We start from the raw sequence: 16,131 nt of genomic DNA, 5'->3' as shown, positions 1-16,131 counted from the left end.
AGTCTCGCAGAGATGCGGCTCCGGCCCCCGTGTCCCCTAGGGTGTGGCAGGACATCCGTGTGCCGTGCATCACACCGCGCGGCGCGCCCCCGCCGTCGAGATCCAGAGGAGACCCCCGTGGAGGAGACCACCCGCACGTACCCGCCGTCCGAGGAGTTCGCCGCCCAGGCCGTGGCCGGCGCCGGGCTCTATGAGGAGGCCGCCGAGGACCGCCTCGCGTACTGGGCCCGCCGTGCCCGCCAGCACCTGCACTGGGAGCAAGACTTCACCGAGGTCCTGGACTGGTCGGACGCCCCGTTCGCGAAGTGGTTCCCGGACGGCACCACGAACGCTGCCTACAACGCCCTGGACCGGCACGTCGAGGCCGGGAACGGGGACCGCGTGGCCCTGCACTTCGAGGGCGAGCCCGGCGACACCCGCACGTGGACCTACGCCGAGCTGGCCGCCGAGGTCCGGCGCGCCGCCAACGCCTTCGAGTCCCTCGGCGTGACCAAGGGCGACCGCGTGGCGGTCTACCTGCCGATGATCCCGGAGGCCGTCATCACCATGCTGGCCTGCGCGCGCATCGGCGCGGTGCACTCCGTGGTCTTCGGCGGCTTCTCCGCGGACGCGCTGCGCTCCCGCGTGGACGACGCCGAGGCGACGCTCGTGGTCACGGCGGACGGCTCCTTCCGCCGCGGCAAGCCCTCCCTGCTCAAGCCCGCCGTGGACCAGGCCCTGGCCGCCGAGGGCCACACCGTCCAGCACGTGCTGGTGGTCAAGCGCAACGAGGCCGACGTCGAGTGGACCGAGGGCCGCGACCTCTGGTGGCACGAGACGGTCCCCGCCCAGTCCGACGAGCACGAGCTGGTCTGGCACGAGGCCGAGCACCCGCTGTTCATCCTCTACACCTCCGGCACCACCGGGAAGCCCAAGGGCATCCTGCACACCACGGGCGGCTACCTGGTGCAGACCGCCGCCACGCACCACGACACCTTCGACCTCCATCCGGACACGGACGTGTACTGGTGCACCGCCGACGTCGGCTGGGTCACCGGCCACTCCTACGTCGCCTACGCGCCTCTGGTCAACGGCGCCACCCAGGTGATCTACGAGGGCACCCCGGACTCCCCGCACCAGGGCCGCTGGTGGGAGATCGTGCAGAAGTACGGCGTGACGATCCTCTACACCGCCCCCACCGCCATCCGCACGTTCATGAAGTGGGGTCGGCAGATCCCGGACGGCTACGACCTCTCCAGCCTGCGCGTGCTGGGCACCGTGGGCGAGGCCATCAACCCGGAGGCCTGGCGCTGGTTCCACGAGGTCATCGGCGGCTCCCGCTGCCCGATCGTGGACACCTGGTGGCAGACCGAGACCGGCGGCCACATGCTCACCCCGCTGCCCGGCGTCACCGAGCTCAAGCCCGGCTCGGCCCAGCGGCCGGTGCCCGGCGTCTCCCTCGAGGTGGTGGACGAGCTCGGCGAGCCGATGACCGGCAGCACCGCGCCCGGCTTCCTCGTGGCCCGCGAGCCGTGGCCGTCGATGCTGCGCGGCATCTGGGGCAACCCGGAGCGGTTCAAGGAGACCTACTGGAACCGGTTCCCCGGCATGTACTTCGCCGGCGACGGCGCCCGGTACGACGAGGACGGGGACATCTGGCTGCTCGGCCGCGTGGACGACGTCATGAACGTCTCCGGCCACCGCCTGTCCACCACGGAGATCGAGTCCTCGCTCGTGGCGCACCCGAAGGTCGCGGAGTCGGCCGTGGTCGGCGCTGCGGACGAGACCACGGGCGAGGCCGTCGTCGCGTTCGTGCTGCTGACGGAGGAGGCCGCCGCGGCGGGCGAGGACGTCGAGGCCGTGCAGGAGGAGCTGCGCCAGCACGTGGGCAAGGACATCGGCCCGATCGCCAAGCCGAAGCGCGTGCTCGTGGTCCCGGAGCTGCCCAAGACCCGCTCCGGCAAGATCATGCGCCGCCTGCTCAAGGACGTGGCCGAGGGCCGCGACCCGGGCGACGCCACCACGCTGGCGGACCCCACGGTGATGCAGCGCATCACCGAGACCCTGGGCTCCTGACCCGGTACCACGACGCCCCCGCCCCCTCCCGACGGAGGGGGCGGGGGCGTCGTCGCGTCCGGGGAGGAGTCCCGGCCCGGAGGTCAGGCGCGCCGGGCCGCCTCGGAGCGGACGAGGTCGAGGGCCTCGTCCGGGGTGAGCCGCAGGCGGTCGAGCACCTCGTCGGCGAAGGTCCGGGCGGCGGCCCGGGCGCGGTCGGCGCGCTCGTCCGCGGCGGCCGCCACGAACGTGCCGGCCCGGCCCCGGCCCTGGAGCAGGCCGTCCGCCTCGAGGTCCTTGTAGGCCTTGGCCACCGTGTTGGGCGCCAGGCCCAGCTCCCCGGCCAGGGTCCGCACGGGCGGCAGCCGATCCCCACGGGCGAGGTGCCCGGCGGCGACGGCGGCCAGGACCGCGTCCACGATCTGCCGGTAGGGCGGGGCCGGCAGGCTCCCGTCCACCGCCACGACCGGCAGGGAGGCGGAGACCACGCCCGCGGCCCCGTCGGCGACCGAGGCCGCGGACGGGGCCGCTGGGGACGGACCGGGGGCCCTCATCGACTCACCGGTGCCGTGCGTCGAGACGGTCATCCTCGCGCTCCCACACGGCGGGGGCCAGTTCATCCTCGATGGCGAGATCGCCCGAGGAGTCGTCCGGGTGGCGGAGCAGGTGGACGGCGGAGACCGCGAGGCCGCCCCACACCAGGAGGATGGCCAGGGACATCATGACGATCGCTGCGGTGCTCATCGGTCAGAGCTCCTTCCGGGTGGCGGCCGCGGGCACCACCGGCAGGGCGCCGGTGGGGACGGTGCCCTCGGGCACGGCGTTGTGCGGGATGAGGTCGCCGTGGATCTCGCTGTCCAGGTCCTCGGCGTAGAGGTTGGACTTGCGGGACCACGGGATGAGGGAGAGCAGGACAGCCAGGGCGACGGAGCCGAGCGCGATGCCCCAGCCGAAGACGCCGAGGAAGTCGCCCGGGTAGCCCTCATAGCCCTCCGCAATCACCTTCATGATCCAGGAGAGCCAGATGTAGGCGAGCACGATCGGCATGAGCACGCCGATCAGCAGCACGTACCCGCGGCCGACCTTGAAGGAGGAGACGGCGTTGAGGTGCGCCGTGATGCGACGGGCCGAGCCCAGCGCGCCGGTGACCAGGAGCACCGAGAGGAGCGCCGCGCCCACGATGCCGAAGTTGTTCGTGAACGCGTCCATGGTGTCCAGCATCTGCAGGCCCGTGGTGGTGGAGAACAGGGTGAGGGAGACCACCCCGGACAGGCCGATCACGACGATCGTGGCCGTCCAGCGGCCCCAGCCGAGCTTGTCCTTCACGGCGGAGATGACGACCTCGAGGATCGAGATCAGCGAGGTGAAGCCGGCGACCACGAGCGAGCCGAAGAACAGCACGCCGATCAGGGCGCCGAGCGGGGCCTGCGAGATCAGGGTGGGGAAGGCGATGAACGCCAGGCCGATGCCGCTGCCCGCCACCTCGGCCACGGACACGCCGGAGGCCTGCGCCATGAAGCCCAGGGCGGAGAACACGCCGATGCCGGCCAGGATCTCGAAGCCCGAGTTGGAGAAGCCGACCACCAGGCCGGAGCCGGTGAGGTTCGTGCGGCGGTTGAGGTAGGAGGCGTAGGTGATCATGATGCCGAAGCCGACGGACAGCGAGAAGAAGATCTGACCGTAGGCGGCGATCCAGACGCCCGGGTCCGCGAGCGCGGCCCAGTTCGGCGTGAACAGGGCGTCCAGGCCCTGGGCGGCGCCCGGCAGGGTGAGGGCGATGCCGACGAGGACCAGGAACATCACGATGAGCAGCGGGATGCCGACCATCGAGGCCAGGGCCACGCCCCGGCGCACGCCGAAGCCCATGATGAGCAGCGTGATCACCCAGACGGCGAGCATGGGCCAGAAGACGCCCGAGACGAAGTCGAAGGACGGGGACGGGTCCTCGGCGACCTGCAGGTAGTCGTCCATGAGGAAGGTCTCCGGGTCGTCACCCCACCGCTGGTCCACGGAGAACCAGGTGTACATGATCGCCCAGCCGATGATCGCGGCGTAGTAGATCCCGATGACGACGCAGATGAGCACCTGCCACCAGCCGACGGTCTCGGTCCACCGGGACAGGCGCCGGAACGCCAGCGGCGCGGAGCCGCGGAAGCGGTGGCCGATCGCGTAGTCGAAGAACAGTAGCGGGATGCCCGCGGTGAGCAGCGCGATCAGGTAGGGGATGACGAAGGCGCCGCCGCCGTTCTCATAGGCGACGTACGGGAAGCGCCAGATGTTGCCGAGGCCGACGGCGGAGCCGATGGCGGCGAGGATGAACGCCCACCGGCCGGTGAACTCCTCGCGGGTGCGCGTCGGCGCGGGCGCCGTCGCGGATGCGGACGTGGACATGGGGGATGACCTCCGGGTGGTTCCGCGACGCGGACCGGGCCGATCCTCGGCTCCGTCGCGGCGGTGCTGCGGGTGTGAGTGAGCACACGGTACTGCAGCGTCCGGAAGCCGGACACCGCTCTCCCGGCGTGTCCGCATCATGGACATCCCTCGGCCGATGTCGGCAGCGCTCAGGCCCGCACGACGTCCTGCCGGTCCGGGGGCGCCGGGACACGCAGCGGCGGCAGCCCGGAGAGCACCTCGCCGACGGCGGCCTGGAGGCCGTCCGCGGCCCGGTCCACGGGCCCGGGCACGGTCCGCTCGGCCACGGCCAGCACCCGGGAGCGGCCCGTCTCCGCCACGAGCCCGGAGGGCAGGACGGGGGCCAGCCGCGGAGCGAGGACGCCGAGGAGCACGAGGCAGACCGCGGCCGCCAGCGCGGCCCCGGCCACGCCGTCCAGCCGGCGGGCCGTCCCGCCTCCCAGCCCGCGGCGCAGGGCGGAGCCCACCCGCAGACCCAGGCCCTCACCGAGGACGAGCAGCAGCAGACCGGCCACCACGGTGGCCACGGGCGACCACACCGGGTCCGCCACCAGGCCGGGCACGTGCGGCAGCGCCCACGCGCAGGCCGTCAGGCCGAGGGCCGCGCCCAGCAGGGCACCGGCCACCCCGCTGGCCCCCCGTCCGGCGCCCGAGGCCGCGGATGCCAGGAGGACGAGCGAGAGGACCGCGTCGACCCACGGCAGGGGCGATTCCAAGGCCGTCCTCCGATCTGTCCCGCTGCTCCTGTGCCGCCCGGGATGAGCGGGGCACCAGGGTATCGGCACCCCAGGGGACGATGGGGCAGAATGGCTGGCAACAGTCCGGGCGTCTTCGCCGCGGAACGCCGTACGACCGTCGGAAGGGACGCGCATTCATGGATCTCGAGGTTCTGCGGAAGGCTCCGCTCTTCACCAACCTGGACGACGAGGTGTTCGCCATCCTCACCTCCGAGCTGACCGAGGTGGACCTCTCCCGTGGGGCCTCCGCCTTCCACGAGGGCGATCAGGGCGATCAGCTGTACGTGATCATGTCCGGCAAGATCAAGCTGGGCCGCACCGCCTCCGACGGCCGCGAGAACCTCGTCGCCGTACTCGGCCCCGGTGAGATCTTCGGTGAGATGGCCCTGTTCAACCCGGCCCCGCGCTCGGCCACGGCCACCGCGGTGTCCGCCACCCGCCTGGCCGGCCTGCGTCACGAGAACCTGCGCCGCGCCATCGCCTCGTCCCCGGACGTGTCCCTGCAGCTGTTGCAGGCCCTCGCCCAGCGCCTGTCCAAGACCAACGAGTCCCTCGCGGACCTCGTGTTCTCCGACGTCCCCGGGCGCGTGGCCAAGGCCCTGCTGGACCTGGCCGACCGCTTCGGCCGCCCGGCCGCCGACGGCCTCCTCGTGGCCCACGACCTCACCCAGGAGGAGCTGGCCCAGCTGGTGGGCGCCTCGCGCGAGACCGTCAACAAGGCCCTGGCCGAGTTCGTGCAGCGCGGCTGGATCCGCCTGGAGAACCGCGCCGTGGTCGTCCTGGACCTGCAGCGCCTGCGTCAGCGCTCCCGCTGACCCCGCACAGACGAGGGGCCCGCACCGTCCGGTGCGGGCCCCTCCCGCGTCCGGGGGTCGCTCACTCCGGCCTGACCGGCTCGGCCACGGTGTGCAGGGCGCCCGTGGCGACGTCGTCCCGCTCGGCCTCGGTGCGCAGGCGCACGTGGGGGACGGGGTCCCGGCCGTGGCCCAGGGACAGGAGGAAGCCGGCCGCCGTGCGGTGCCGGGCCACGTCGCGCAGCACCAGCTGGGTCAGGGGTGTGGACACCTCCGCCAGGGCGATGCGGCCCACCTCGCCGAGCCAGCCGTCCGGACCCGGCAGGGGCATCGGCTCGGCCACCGCCCGGGCCGCGGGGACCCAGCCCTGCAGGTCGGGACCCTCCGGCCGCGGCACGGGCTCCTGCTGCGGGGGCAGGGCCGCCGTGAAGACCACGGTGTCGAAGCGGCGCGGACTGTGCGGGGCGGACTGCCACCGCCCGAGGGCCCGCAGCAAGTCCGTGCGCAGGCCGAGGCCGCGCTCCTCCAGCAGCTGGGGGAGGCCGGCGTCGCCGTGCTCGAGCGAGGAGCGGCGGGCGCCCCAGGTCTCGCCACGGGCGTCCTGCACGACCTCCATGTCCGAGGCGCCGGCCAGGAGCACGCCGCACTCCTCGAACAGCTCGCGCACGGCCGCCACCACGTGCTGGCGCACCCGACGGCGGTCCGCCAGGCCGAGGGTGTGCGCCCACTCCCCCGGGCTCGGCCCGAACCAGGGGCAGGCGTGCGCGTCCGCCTCGACGAGCGAGCCCCCGGGGAACCCGATCCGGCCCAGCGGGGTCCGGCCGGCCCGGTGCCGCAGCAGCACCTCGACACCGTCCTCGCCGTCACGCACCAGCACGACGGCGGAGGCCGGACGCGCGGGGCGCACCTGCCGGTGACGCTGCGCGAGCCACTGCCGGGTCAGCTCCTCCTCGTGGGAGGGGACCCGGACGCGGTCCGCCGCGTCAGCGGACACGGACGGTGATCTCCACCTCGACGGGGGCGTCCAGGGGCAGGACGGCCACGCCGACGGCGGAGCGGGCGTGGCGCCCGGCCTCGCCGAAGATCTCGGCGAGCACGTCCGAGGCGCCGTTCACGACGGCCGGCTGCGCGGTGAACGCGGGGTCCGAGGCGACGAACCCGACCACCTTCACCACCTGGAGCACGGCGTCGAGGTCCCCCACGAGCTCGTGCACGGCGGCCACCGCGTTCACGGCGGCCGTGCGGGCCAGGTCCTGCGCCTGCTCGAGCGTCACCTCGGCGCCGACCTTGCCGGTCAGCGGCAGGGCGCCCTCGACGAAGGGCAGCTGGCCGGAGGTGAGGACGAGGTCGCCGTCGCGCACCGCGGGGACGTAGGAGCCCATCGGGGCCGCCACGGCGGGGCGGGCGAGGCCCAGCTCCGCCAGGCGGGCAGCCGCGGCGCCCTCACCCCACGTGGGGGCGGACGCCTGATCGGCCACGCTCACGCCGCCTTGGGGCGCTTGAGATAGGCCACGGGGTTGGGGCCCTCCGGGCCGGGCACGACGGCGACGAGCTCCCACCCGTCCTCGCCCCACTGGTCGAGGATCTGCTTGGTGGCGTGGATGAGCAGGGGGACGGTGGCGTACTCCCACCGGGTCTGAGTAGTCATGGGACCAGCGTAGCGAGGCCGCCCGGAGCCCGATCCACATCCAGGGCGGGCCGCTACACTTCCCGCATGTCCTCCCGCGCCGCACGCTCCTCCCGCGCCGCCCATCCGGCCGCCCGCTCCTCGGTCCTGGGCCGACTGCTGACCTTCCTCGGGCTGGCCGCGCTGGCCGGACTGCTGGTGGCGGGACTGACGCTGCCGGCCATGGGCGCCGGGCGCGCGGTGTTCGCCTCCGGCAAGGACATGCTGGACCAGCTGCCGGACCAGCTGCCGGCGGAGCCCGTCTCGATGCCCTCGAAGATCTACTCGGCGGACGGGGAGCTGATCGCCACGTTCTACGAGGAGAACCGCAAGCCGGTCACCCTGGACCAGATCTCGGACCACATGGAGCACGCGATCGTGGCCATCGAGGACGAGCGGTTCTTCGAGCACGAGGGCGTGGACGCCAAGGGCCTGATCCGTGCGGCGGTCAACAACCTCACCTCGCCCTCCACGCAGGGCGCCTCCACCCTGACCCAGCAGTTCGTCAACAACATGCTCATCAACTCGCAGCAGGTGCGCGGCGACTCCCGCCTGACCCTCTCCGGCACCAAGGAGGCGTCGGACAAGGTCAAGGAGATCAAGCTCGCCGTCGCGGTGGAGAACCAGATGTCCAAGGAGGAGATCCTCCAGGGCTACCTGAACCTGGTGCTCTTCCAGGGCCGCGCCTACGGCGTGGAGGCCGCCTCCCAGTACGTCTTCGGCAAGCCCGCCGCGGACCTGGAGAGCTGGGAGGCCGCCACCCTGGCCGGCATGGTGCAGTCCCCCACGCGCTTCAACCCGGCCCGCAACCCGGAGGGCACCACCAAGCGGCGCAACCTCGTGCTCAACGCGATGGAGAAGAACGGCTACCTCACCGCGGAGGAGGCCGAGCACGCGAAGGCCCAACCGCTCGAGGCGGTCATGAAGGGCGAGCCCACCGGCTGCCTCAACGCCGCCTTCGGCGCCTACTTCTGCGACTACGTCGAGCGCCAGATCCTGGCCGACCCCACCTTCGGCCCCGACGTCGCCGCCCGTCAGGCCCTCCTGGACCGCGGCGGCCTCACCATCCGCACCACGCTGGACTCCGCTCTGCAGAAGAAGGCGGAGGAGCTCACCCGCCGCATCATCCCCAACGACGAGTCCCTCGGCGCCGGCCACTCCCTGCTGTCCCTGCGGCCGGGCACGGGCGACATCGTGACCATGGCGCAGAACACCGAGTACTCCCTCGCGGACGACGTGGGCAAGACCTCGCTGAACCTCAACGTCGACGCCGAATGGGGCGGCGGCGAGGGCTTCTCGGCCGGCTCCACGCTGAAGCCCTTCGTGGCGCTGACCTGGCTGCGGTACGGCAACAGCCTGATCGACTCCGTGGACGGCTCCAAGGACGTCTACCCCTCCACGTCGCGCTTCGCGGCCTCCTGCCTGCCTGGCGGCTTCACCACCGCCGGCGGCGGCTCGAAGGGCTGGGAGATCAACAACGTGGTGGACGGCATGAAGAAGCGGGACCGCGTGGACGAGGGCCTCTACTGGTCCGTCAACACCCCCACCGTGGCGCTCGGCTACCAGATGGACCTGTGCGACGTCGCGAACACCATGACCCAGCTGGGCATCGTGAACGGCCGGGACGGCACCCCGCTGAGCCCCGCCGAGCCCTCGTTCCTGCTGGGCAAGGACAGCCTGGCCCCCACGTCCTTGGCCGGCGCCTACGCCGCCCTCGCCGCGAACGGCCTCTACTGCGAGCCCCGCGCCCTCACCGAGGTGACGGACAGCGCGGGCAACCAGTACGAGATCGGCGGCCCCGAGTGCCGCCAGGTCCTGGACCCCGAGCACGTGGCCGAGCTGACCCCGGTGCTGCGCCACATCGCCACCTGGAACATCGCCCCGGACGGCACCGGCTACGAGTTCGCCGGGAAGACGGGCACCAACAACAACATGTCCTCCACCTGGTTCGTCGGCTACACCACGGAGCTCGCCACCGCCGTATGGGCCGGCCGCTACACCAGCCAGAAGACGATGCGCGGCGAGACCATCAACGGCGAGGTGCAGGAGGACTTCTACGGCGTCACCGTGAACGGCGGCACCTGGCTGGAGTTCAACGACCTGGCCAAGCGCACGTACGTGCCCGGCCGCCTGCCCACCTACGACGGCCCGAAGTCCCTGGACCCGGGCGAGGAGGGCGACCACCCGGACGGCACGTTCTTCCGTCCCGAGGACATCGACCGCGGTGCGGACGGCCCGACCTCGACGCTGGGCGAGGACGCCGGCGAGACCCCGTTCTCCAGCGCCGAGAAGCGCGCCGAGTACGAGGCCTCCCAGGGCATCCGGTGACGGCCCTCCCCCGTCCGTCCGCTCGGCGGCTCGCGCGCTCCGGCGCCCGGGCCGCCGTCGGCATGGCGGGACTCGGCGCCCTCGGTCTGGCGTGGGGTCTGACGGAGGCCGAGGCGCGCACGGTGCGCACGCACACCCTGCGCGTGCTGGCCCCCGGCACCCGGACCGTGCGCGTGCTGCACCTCTCGGACATCCACCTGCTCCCCCGGCACCGCCGGCGGCTGGACTGGCTGCGCGGGCTCGCCCACCTCGAGCCGGACCTGGTGGTGGACACCGGGGACAACATCTCCCACGCCGCCTCCATCCCCCTCCTGCTCGACGCCCTGGCCCCGCTGCTGGAGCGGCCGGGCGTGTTCGTGCCCGGGTCGAACGACTACTACACCCCCAAGCCGGCCAACCCGCTGCGGTACCTGCGCGGGCCCTCGGAGCTGGAGGCCTCGCGCTCCCGCCTGCCCACCGAGGAGCTGTTCTCTGCCTTCCGTGCGGCGGGCTGGGCGGACCTGACGGACCGGTCCGCCGACGTCGTGCTCGGCGCGGGACCGGACGCGGTGCGCGTGCGCGCCGCGGGCACGGACGACCCACACCTGGGCCTGGACCGCTGGTCCGGGTTCGGCCCGGACGACGACGGCGTCCCCGCCCTGCGCCTCGGCGTCACCCACGCCCCCTACCGACGTGTGCTGGACGCGATGACCGCCGACGGGGCGGACCTGCTGCTGGCCGGCCACACCCACGGCGGCCAGGTGTGCCTGCCGTTCGTGGGCGCCCTCGTGACCAACTGCGACCTCCCCCGATCCCAGGCCTCGGGGGTGTCCCCGTGGACGGCGGCGGGGCCGACGGTCCCGCTCGAGGTGTCCGCGGGGATCGGGACGGCGCCCTCGGCCCCCGTGCGCACCTTCTGCCGCCCCGAGGCCGTGGTCCTGGACCTGCTCCCCCGCGCCTGAGGCGACCCGTGCGGGCTGAGGTGCCTCACCCGGTAGAGTCCCCCCGTGCCCCGCCCCTCCTCCACCGCCCTGCCCCTGCGCGCCGCCCTGCGCGGGATCGCCCCGTACCTGGACGGCGTCGGCCTCCGGTGGGCCGCGGGCCTGCTCAGCGCCATGCTCGCCGGCCTGGTGGCCCTGGCGATCCCCCAGGTGATCCAGGTGCTCGTGAACTCGGTGTTCGCGGACGTGGTGCACAACGTCCCGCCCACGGACGCCGCCCGCGCGGACGTGTGGTGGGCCGCCGCCCTGCTCGCCGGCCTGGGCCTGGCCGAGGCGCTCTTCGTGTACCTGCGCCGCTTCTTCATCCTCCCGCCCGCCGCGGACGTGGAGAACCGGGCCCGGATCACCCTCTACCGTCGGCTGCAGCGCATGCCCGCGGCCTTCCACGACGCATGGCCCTCCGGGCAGCTGCTCTCGCGGGCCCAGGCGGACCTGTCCCTGCTGCGGCGGTGGATCGCCTTCGGCTCCGTGATGCTGGTGGTCAACGCCGTGACGATCCTGGTGGGCATGGTCCTGCTGTTCGGACTGTCCTGGCAGCTGGCCCTGCTGTACCTCGCGGCGGCGGTGCCGATCATGTGGCTCTCGTTCGGGTTCCGCAACGACTTCCGCTCCGCCTCCCGCCTCTCCCAGGACCAGGCCGGAGACCTCGCCACCACGGTGGAGGAGTCCGTGCACGGCATCCGCGTGCTCAAGGCTTTCGGCCGCGGTGCACACGCGCTCGAGGGCTTCCGCGGGCGCGCGGAGACCCTGCGCGGCACCGAGGTCCGCAAGGCGTCCGTGCTCTCCAGGTTCATCGCGCTGATCGTGGCCCTGCCGGAGGCGGTGCTCGGGCTGGGTCTGGCGCTGGGCGTGTGGCTCGTGGCCCAGGGCGAGCTGACCGTGGGCGCGCTGGCCGCGTACTTCGCCACGGCCGCCGTGCTCTCCGGTCCCGTGGAGTCGATCGGCCAGCTCATGGGCATGACCCTCGCCGCCAAGACCGCCATCGACCGGCACCTGGACGTCCTCTCCGCCCCCGCCACCGTCACCTCGCCCGCCGGGGCGGACCGGGACGAGGAGGAGGCCCTCGACGCCGGCCGCGCCGCCGCCGCGGCCCGCGCCGGGCGGGCGGAGGCGTCGGGTCGCCCCGCGCGCCCCGCCCGGTCCCGGTCAGCCGAGGCCGGTGCGCGGACCGGGGACGGGGAGCGGCCCGGCGTCGTGCTGCCGCCCTCGCACGGGGCCCTGGAGTTCCGGGACGTGCGCTTCCGGTTCCCGGACGCGGGCGACGGTGAGGCGGACGAGCTGCTCCGCGGCGTGGACCTCACGCTGGTCCCGGGCGAGACGCTCGCCCTCGTGGGCGTCACCGGCGCGGGCAAGTCCACGCTGGTCCAGCTCGTCCCCCGCCTCTACGACGTCACGGGCGGCGCGGTGCTCGTGGACGGCGTGGACGTGCGGGACTACCCGCTGCAGGAGCTGCGGCGGCGCGTCTCCATCGCGTTCGAGGACGCCACCCTGTTCTCCGACACGGTGCGGGCCAACGTCCTGCTCGGCGCCCCGGCCGAGACCGTCGCGGACGGGCTCGACTCCCCCGCCGCCCGCGCGCTGCTGGACCTCGCCCTGGACACCGCGCAGGCCGGCTTCATGGCGGACCTGCCCGACGGCGTCGACGCGGAGATCGGCGAGGAGGGGCTGAGCCTGTCCGGCGGGCAGCGCCAGCGCGTGGCCCTGGCCCGCGCGATCGCGGCCCGCCCCGACATCCTCGTGCTCGACGACCCGCTCTCCGCCCTCGACGTGCGCACCGAGGAGGCCGTCACCGCGCGGCTGCGCGAGGTGCTCGCCGGGACCACCACCCTGATCGTGGCCCACCGGCCCTCCACCGTGGCCCTCGCCGACCGTGTGGCGGTCCTCGAGGACGGGCGCGTGGCCGACGTCGGCACGCACGCCGAGCTGCTGCGCCGCAGCGCCGCCTACCGCGACATCATCTCCAGCCGACCCGAGGAGCAGTCATGAGCACCGCGGAGGCCACCCGCGTCACCGGCGTCGGCGCGGAGGAGGCCGACGACTACACGCCCGCCGAGCGCCGCCACGTCCGTCGCCGCTCCTGGCGGCTGCTGGCCGAGCTCGGCCGTCCCGTGCGCGGGACGCTGACGCTGACGGCGGTGCTCGTCGTCGTGTCCAACGCGGCCCGTGCCGCCGCCCCGCTGCTCATCGCGTGGGCGATCGACTGGGGCCTGCCCCAGGTGGTGGCGGGCGTGCGCGGCGGCGAGCCCGTCACCGGCGTGCTGGCCCTGGTGGGCGGGGCGTACGTGCTCACCGCGCTGGCCTCCGGGCTCCTGCTGGGCGTCTACACGTGGCTCACCGCCAAGGCCAGCCAGGCGATGCTCCTGGACCTGCGGCTGCGCGTGTTCCGGCACACCCAGCGCCTCAGCCTGAGCTTCCACGAGCGGTACACCTCGGGGCGGGTGATCTCCCGGCAGACCTCGGACCTCGAGGCCCTGCGCGAGCTGCTGGACCAGGGCGTCTCCGCGCTGGTCTCCGGCCTGATGTTCATGACGTTCACAGCCGTGTCCATCCTGATCCTGGACCCGCCGTCCTTCCTGGTGCTGCTGGGGGCCGCCGTGCCCGTGGTCGCGGTGGTGCACTGGTACCGGGTGCGCTCCGAGGAGGTGTACCGGCGGTCGCGGGTGTCCTCGGCCCGGTCGATCGTGCACTTCGTGGAGACCATGACCGGCATCCGCGCCGTGCAGGCGTTCCGCCGCGAGCGCGACGGCGACCGCCGCTACCGCGAGCTGGCCACCCGCTACCGGGACGACATGGTGGAGTCCCTGAACCTGTTCGGCGTGCTGCAGCCGACGCTGATCGCGGTGGGGAACCTGACGGTGGCCGCCCTGCTGGTGACCGGCGGCCTGCGGGTGCTGTCCGGGGACCTGGAGGTGGGCGTGCTCGTGGCGCTGCTGCTCGCGGGCCGGCGCGTGTTCCAGCCGATGGAGATGGTGGCGATGTTCTACTCCTCGCTGCAGTCCGCGACGGCCGCCCTCGAGAAGGTCTCGGGCCTGCTGGAGGAGGAGCCCGGCGTCGTCGAGGCCGCGCACCCCACGCCCCTGCCCCGCCCGGACGGCAGCGGGCCGGCGCCCGTCGGGGAGGGCGAGGCGAGCGGGCGGATCGAGTTCCGCGACGCCGTGTTCGGGTACGGCCCCGGCAAGGTCGTGCTGCCGGAGTTCGACCTGACCGTGCCCGCGGGGCAGACCGTGGCGGTGGTGGGCCAGACCGGCGCGGGCAAGTCCACGCTGGTGAAGCTGATCGCGCGGTTCTACGACCTCACCTCCGGCTCTCTCACCCTGGACGGGGTGGAGCTGCGCGAGCTGTCCCAGCAGGACCTGCGCAGGAATGTGGTGATGGTGACCCAGGAGGCGTTCCTGTTCTCCGGGTCCGTGGCGGACAACATCGCGCTCGGACGCCCCGGCGCGAGTCTCGAGGAGATCGAGGCCGCCGCGCAGGCCGTGGGCGCGGACGCGTTCATCCGGGAGCTGCCCGAGGGGTACGAGACGGACGTGAACCAGCGCGGCGGGCGCCTGTCCGCGGGGCAGCGGCAGCTGATCAGCTTCGCGCGGGCGTTCCTGGCGGATCCGGCGGTGCTGATCCTGGACGAGGCGACGAGCTCCCTGGACCTGCCGAGCGAACGGCTCGTGCAGGCCGGGCTCGAGCGGCTGCTCGGGGACCGCACGGCGCTGATCATCGCGCACCGGCTCAGCACCGTGGAGATCGCGGACCGCGTGCTCGTGGTGCACGACGGGCGGATCGTGGAGGACGGGGCGCCGGCAGAGCTGGTGGCCGCGGGCGGCCGGTTCGCGGCGCTGCACCGGGCGTGGGAGGACTCCCTGGTCACGGGCGAGGCCTGAGCCGGACCTCTCCCCCCTGCCCTCTCCCCGCCCCCCTGGCGTTTTCGAACGTGGAATCGGCCCTATTCCACGTTCGACAGCGCCCATTCGGCCGATTCCACGTTCGAAAACGGGGGGGCTGGCGTCCGGAGGGCCTCAGACGACGCCGGCGCGCACCTGCGCCCAGCGGCGCAGCACCGCGCGGACGACGCCGCGGTAGCCGTCACGCCGATCCAGCACCGACACGGAGAGGGAGAGTCGTCCCGCCTCCTGCCAGAGCCGGTCTCGCCGGGCGTCGCGGGCCTGTTGGTCGGGAGTGCGGTGGTGGCCGCCGTCGTAGTGGAGCACCACGCGAGCCTCGTCGATCGCGAGGTCTGCGTCCGTCTGCTCACCCGTGCTCGTGACCAGCTGCACCTGCAGCCGCGGCTCCGGCAGACCGGCGTCGAGCAGGGCGAGTCGCAGCTCCGTCTCCGGCGGGGAGTCCGCCCCGACCCGCACCAGCTCGAGTGCCGCCCGCGCCGTGCGGACGCCCTTGAAGCGCCCGGCACGATCGAGGGCCTCGCGCAGCCGTCGCGGCGTGGTCACCGGAGCCGTGCGGACGCCGTCCACCCAGGGATGGCGCACCAGCGCGTCCCCGGCCACCACAGCGGGCTCGATCTGCCCCGGTCGCAGGAGCGAGCACAGATCCGCCCAGGCGCGTTCCGGTGTCGTCACCCGGATCCCGCGCACCTCGGTGACATCGGCCGCGGGCACGTCCCGGAGATGGGTGACGACGCCGGCCCGACCGCTGCGGCCCCTCCCGTGAGGGCGACTCACGTGGAGCCGCCGATCCTCCGCGAGCCATGCGGGGAGGACCATCCCGTGCAGGCGCAGCGCCGTGACGTGGCTGGCCACCCCGCGCGTCAAGGCGACGACGACCGCGGCCTCCTCGGGCGGCAGCTCGGCGACCGGCTCGCGCAGGCCCAGATCGGCCCATGTCCCGGGACGGTCGGCGACCGCGCGGTGGGCACCCTGGGTGACCCGGCGGACCGCCGTCGACCGCAGCCGGTCAGGCCCGACACCGGCGGATTCCGCCTCGGCGCAGGTGAAGACGGATCCGGCGAGGGCGGCGGGCAGGGGCGAGGCGGTGCGGGGCATGGGCCCAGCGTGCAGGCGCGAGCTGCGGTCAGCGGGTCGCGGGGCCGCGAGCGGGGACGACACGCCGGGGTCCATCAGGCTGTGCAGGACCGGTCCGACCCACCACACCCCACCCCCCCCGGGGTTTTCGAACGTGGAATCGGGCGAATGGCCTCTTTCGAACGCGGAATAGGCCCTCTTCCACGTTCG

The 16,131-nt window shown here is 73.6% G+C and carries 14 protein-coding genes; 6 read left to right on the top strand and 8 right to left on the bottom strand.

All coding sequences use genetic code 11. The features are described from left to right. Positions 1 to 12 precede the first annotated feature (12 nt). On the top strand, positions 13 to 2,055 hold the full coding sequence (acs, locus tag BJ976_RS01915) for an acetate--CoA ligase (protein ID WP_376698696.1): 2,043 nt from the start codon (positions 13 to 15) through the stop codon (positions 2,053 to 2,055). An 83-nt stretch (positions 2,056 to 2,138) separates the two neighbouring features. On the opposite strand, the gene BJ976_RS01910 is transcribed toward acs, so the two are convergent. The 4 genes from BJ976_RS01910 to BJ976_RS01895 all read right to left on the bottom strand — a co-directional run bounded on the left by BJ976_RS01910 (position 2,139) and on the right by BJ976_RS01895 (position 5,162). Beyond that, complete coding sequence (locus BJ976_RS01910) at positions 2,139 to 2,621, bottom strand: GntR family transcriptional regulator (protein WP_135029778.1); 483 nt, start codon at positions 2,619 to 2,621, stop codon at positions 2,139 to 2,141. Next, on the bottom strand, positions 2,593 to 2,778 hold the full coding sequence (locus BJ976_RS01905) for a methionine/alanine import family NSS transporter small subunit (protein WP_135029780.1): 186 nt from the start codon (positions 2,776 to 2,778) through the stop codon (positions 2,593 to 2,595). The genes BJ976_RS01910 and BJ976_RS01905 overlap by 29 nt, the downstream gene beginning before the upstream one ends. A gap of 3 nt (positions 2,779 to 2,781) precedes the next feature. Continuing rightward, complete coding sequence (locus BJ976_RS01900) at positions 2,782 to 4,425, bottom strand: sodium-dependent transporter (RefSeq protein ID WP_184231806.1); 1,644 nt, start codon at positions 4,423 to 4,425, stop codon at positions 2,782 to 2,784. Between the two features lie 170 nt (positions 4,426 to 4,595). Next, the gene (locus BJ976_RS01895) at positions 4,596 to 5,162 is read right to left on the bottom strand and encodes a hypothetical protein (RefSeq protein ID WP_135029784.1); all 567 of its coding nucleotides are present in this window, start codon (positions 5,160 to 5,162) and stop codon (positions 4,596 to 4,598) included. A 158-nt stretch (positions 5,163 to 5,320) separates the two neighbouring features. Here BJ976_RS01895 and BJ976_RS01890 point away from each other — a divergent pair, with 158 nt between their 5' ends. Next, entirely contained in the window at positions 5,321 to 5,998 is a 678-nt protein-coding gene (locus BJ976_RS01890; RefSeq protein WP_135029786.1) for a Crp/Fnr family transcriptional regulator, read from the top strand. 61 nt (positions 5,999 to 6,059) lie between these two features. On the opposite strand, the gene BJ976_RS01885 is transcribed toward BJ976_RS01890, so the two are convergent. From BJ976_RS01885 to sp36, 3 genes are read right to left on the bottom strand one after another with little or no spacing between them, the layout of a single operon-like run. Next, entirely contained in the window at positions 6,060 to 6,971 is a 912-nt protein-coding gene (locus tag BJ976_RS01885; RefSeq protein ID WP_184231805.1) for an NUDIX hydrolase, read from the bottom strand. Continuing rightward, positions 6,961 to 7,455 carry a RidA family protein gene (locus BJ976_RS01880; RefSeq protein ID WP_376698719.1) on the bottom strand — a complete coding sequence of 165 codons (495 nt, stop codon included), beginning with the start codon at positions 7,453 to 7,455 and terminating at the stop codon, positions 6,961 to 6,963. The genes BJ976_RS01885 and BJ976_RS01880 overlap by 11 nt, the downstream gene beginning before the upstream one ends. 2 nt (positions 7,456 to 7,457) lie before the next feature. After that, a complete protein-coding gene (gene sp36, locus BJ976_RS01875; RefSeq protein WP_135029790.1) occupies positions 7,458 to 7,625 on the bottom strand; it encodes a Sp36 family protein in 168 nt (55 codons plus the stop codon). Positions 7,626 to 7,691: 66 nt separating this feature from the next. Here sp36 and BJ976_RS01870 point away from each other — a divergent pair, with 66 nt between their 5' ends. The 4 genes from BJ976_RS01870 (at position 7,692) to BJ976_RS01855 (ending at position 14,826) form a co-directional block, all read left to right on the top strand. Further along, complete coding sequence (locus tag BJ976_RS01870; protein ID WP_135029792.1) at positions 7,692 to 9,971, top strand: transglycosylase domain-containing protein; 2,280 nt, start codon at positions 7,692 to 7,694, stop codon at positions 9,969 to 9,971. Between the two features lie 62 nt (positions 9,972 to 10,033). Next, positions 10,034 to 10,912, top strand: a complete 879-nt coding sequence (locus BJ976_RS01865) for a metallophosphoesterase (protein WP_135029937.1) — start codon at positions 10,034 to 10,036, stop codon at positions 10,910 to 10,912. Positions 10,913 to 10,957: 45 nt separating this feature from the next. Continuing rightward, on the top strand, positions 10,958 to 12,937 hold the full coding sequence (locus BJ976_RS01860) for an ABC transporter ATP-binding protein (protein ID WP_135029794.1): 1,980 nt from the start codon (positions 10,958 to 10,960) through the stop codon (positions 12,935 to 12,937). Further along, on the top strand, positions 12,934 to 14,826 hold the full coding sequence (locus BJ976_RS01855) for an ABC transporter ATP-binding protein (protein WP_135029796.1): 1,893 nt from the start codon (positions 12,934 to 12,936) through the stop codon (positions 14,824 to 14,826). Before BJ976_RS01860 ends, BJ976_RS01855 begins: the two co-directional genes overlap by 4 nt. A gap of 135 nt (positions 14,827 to 14,961) precedes the next feature. Here the strand turns inward: BJ976_RS01855 and BJ976_RS01850 are convergent, their stop codons facing one another. Further along, positions 14,962 to 15,942, bottom strand: coding sequence for a PDDEXK family nuclease (locus BJ976_RS01850; RefSeq protein ID WP_135029798.1), 981 nt, complete (start codon positions 15,940 to 15,942; stop codon positions 14,962 to 14,964). Positions 15,943 to 16,131 lie beyond the last annotated feature (189 nt).

The sequence above is a fragment of the Micrococcus flavus genome (assembly GCF_014204815.1).
GTDB lineage: Bacteria > Actinomycetota > Actinomycetes > Actinomycetales > Micrococcaceae > Micrococcus > Micrococcus flavus.
This window is presented reverse-complemented; position numbering and strand designations above follow the sequence as displayed.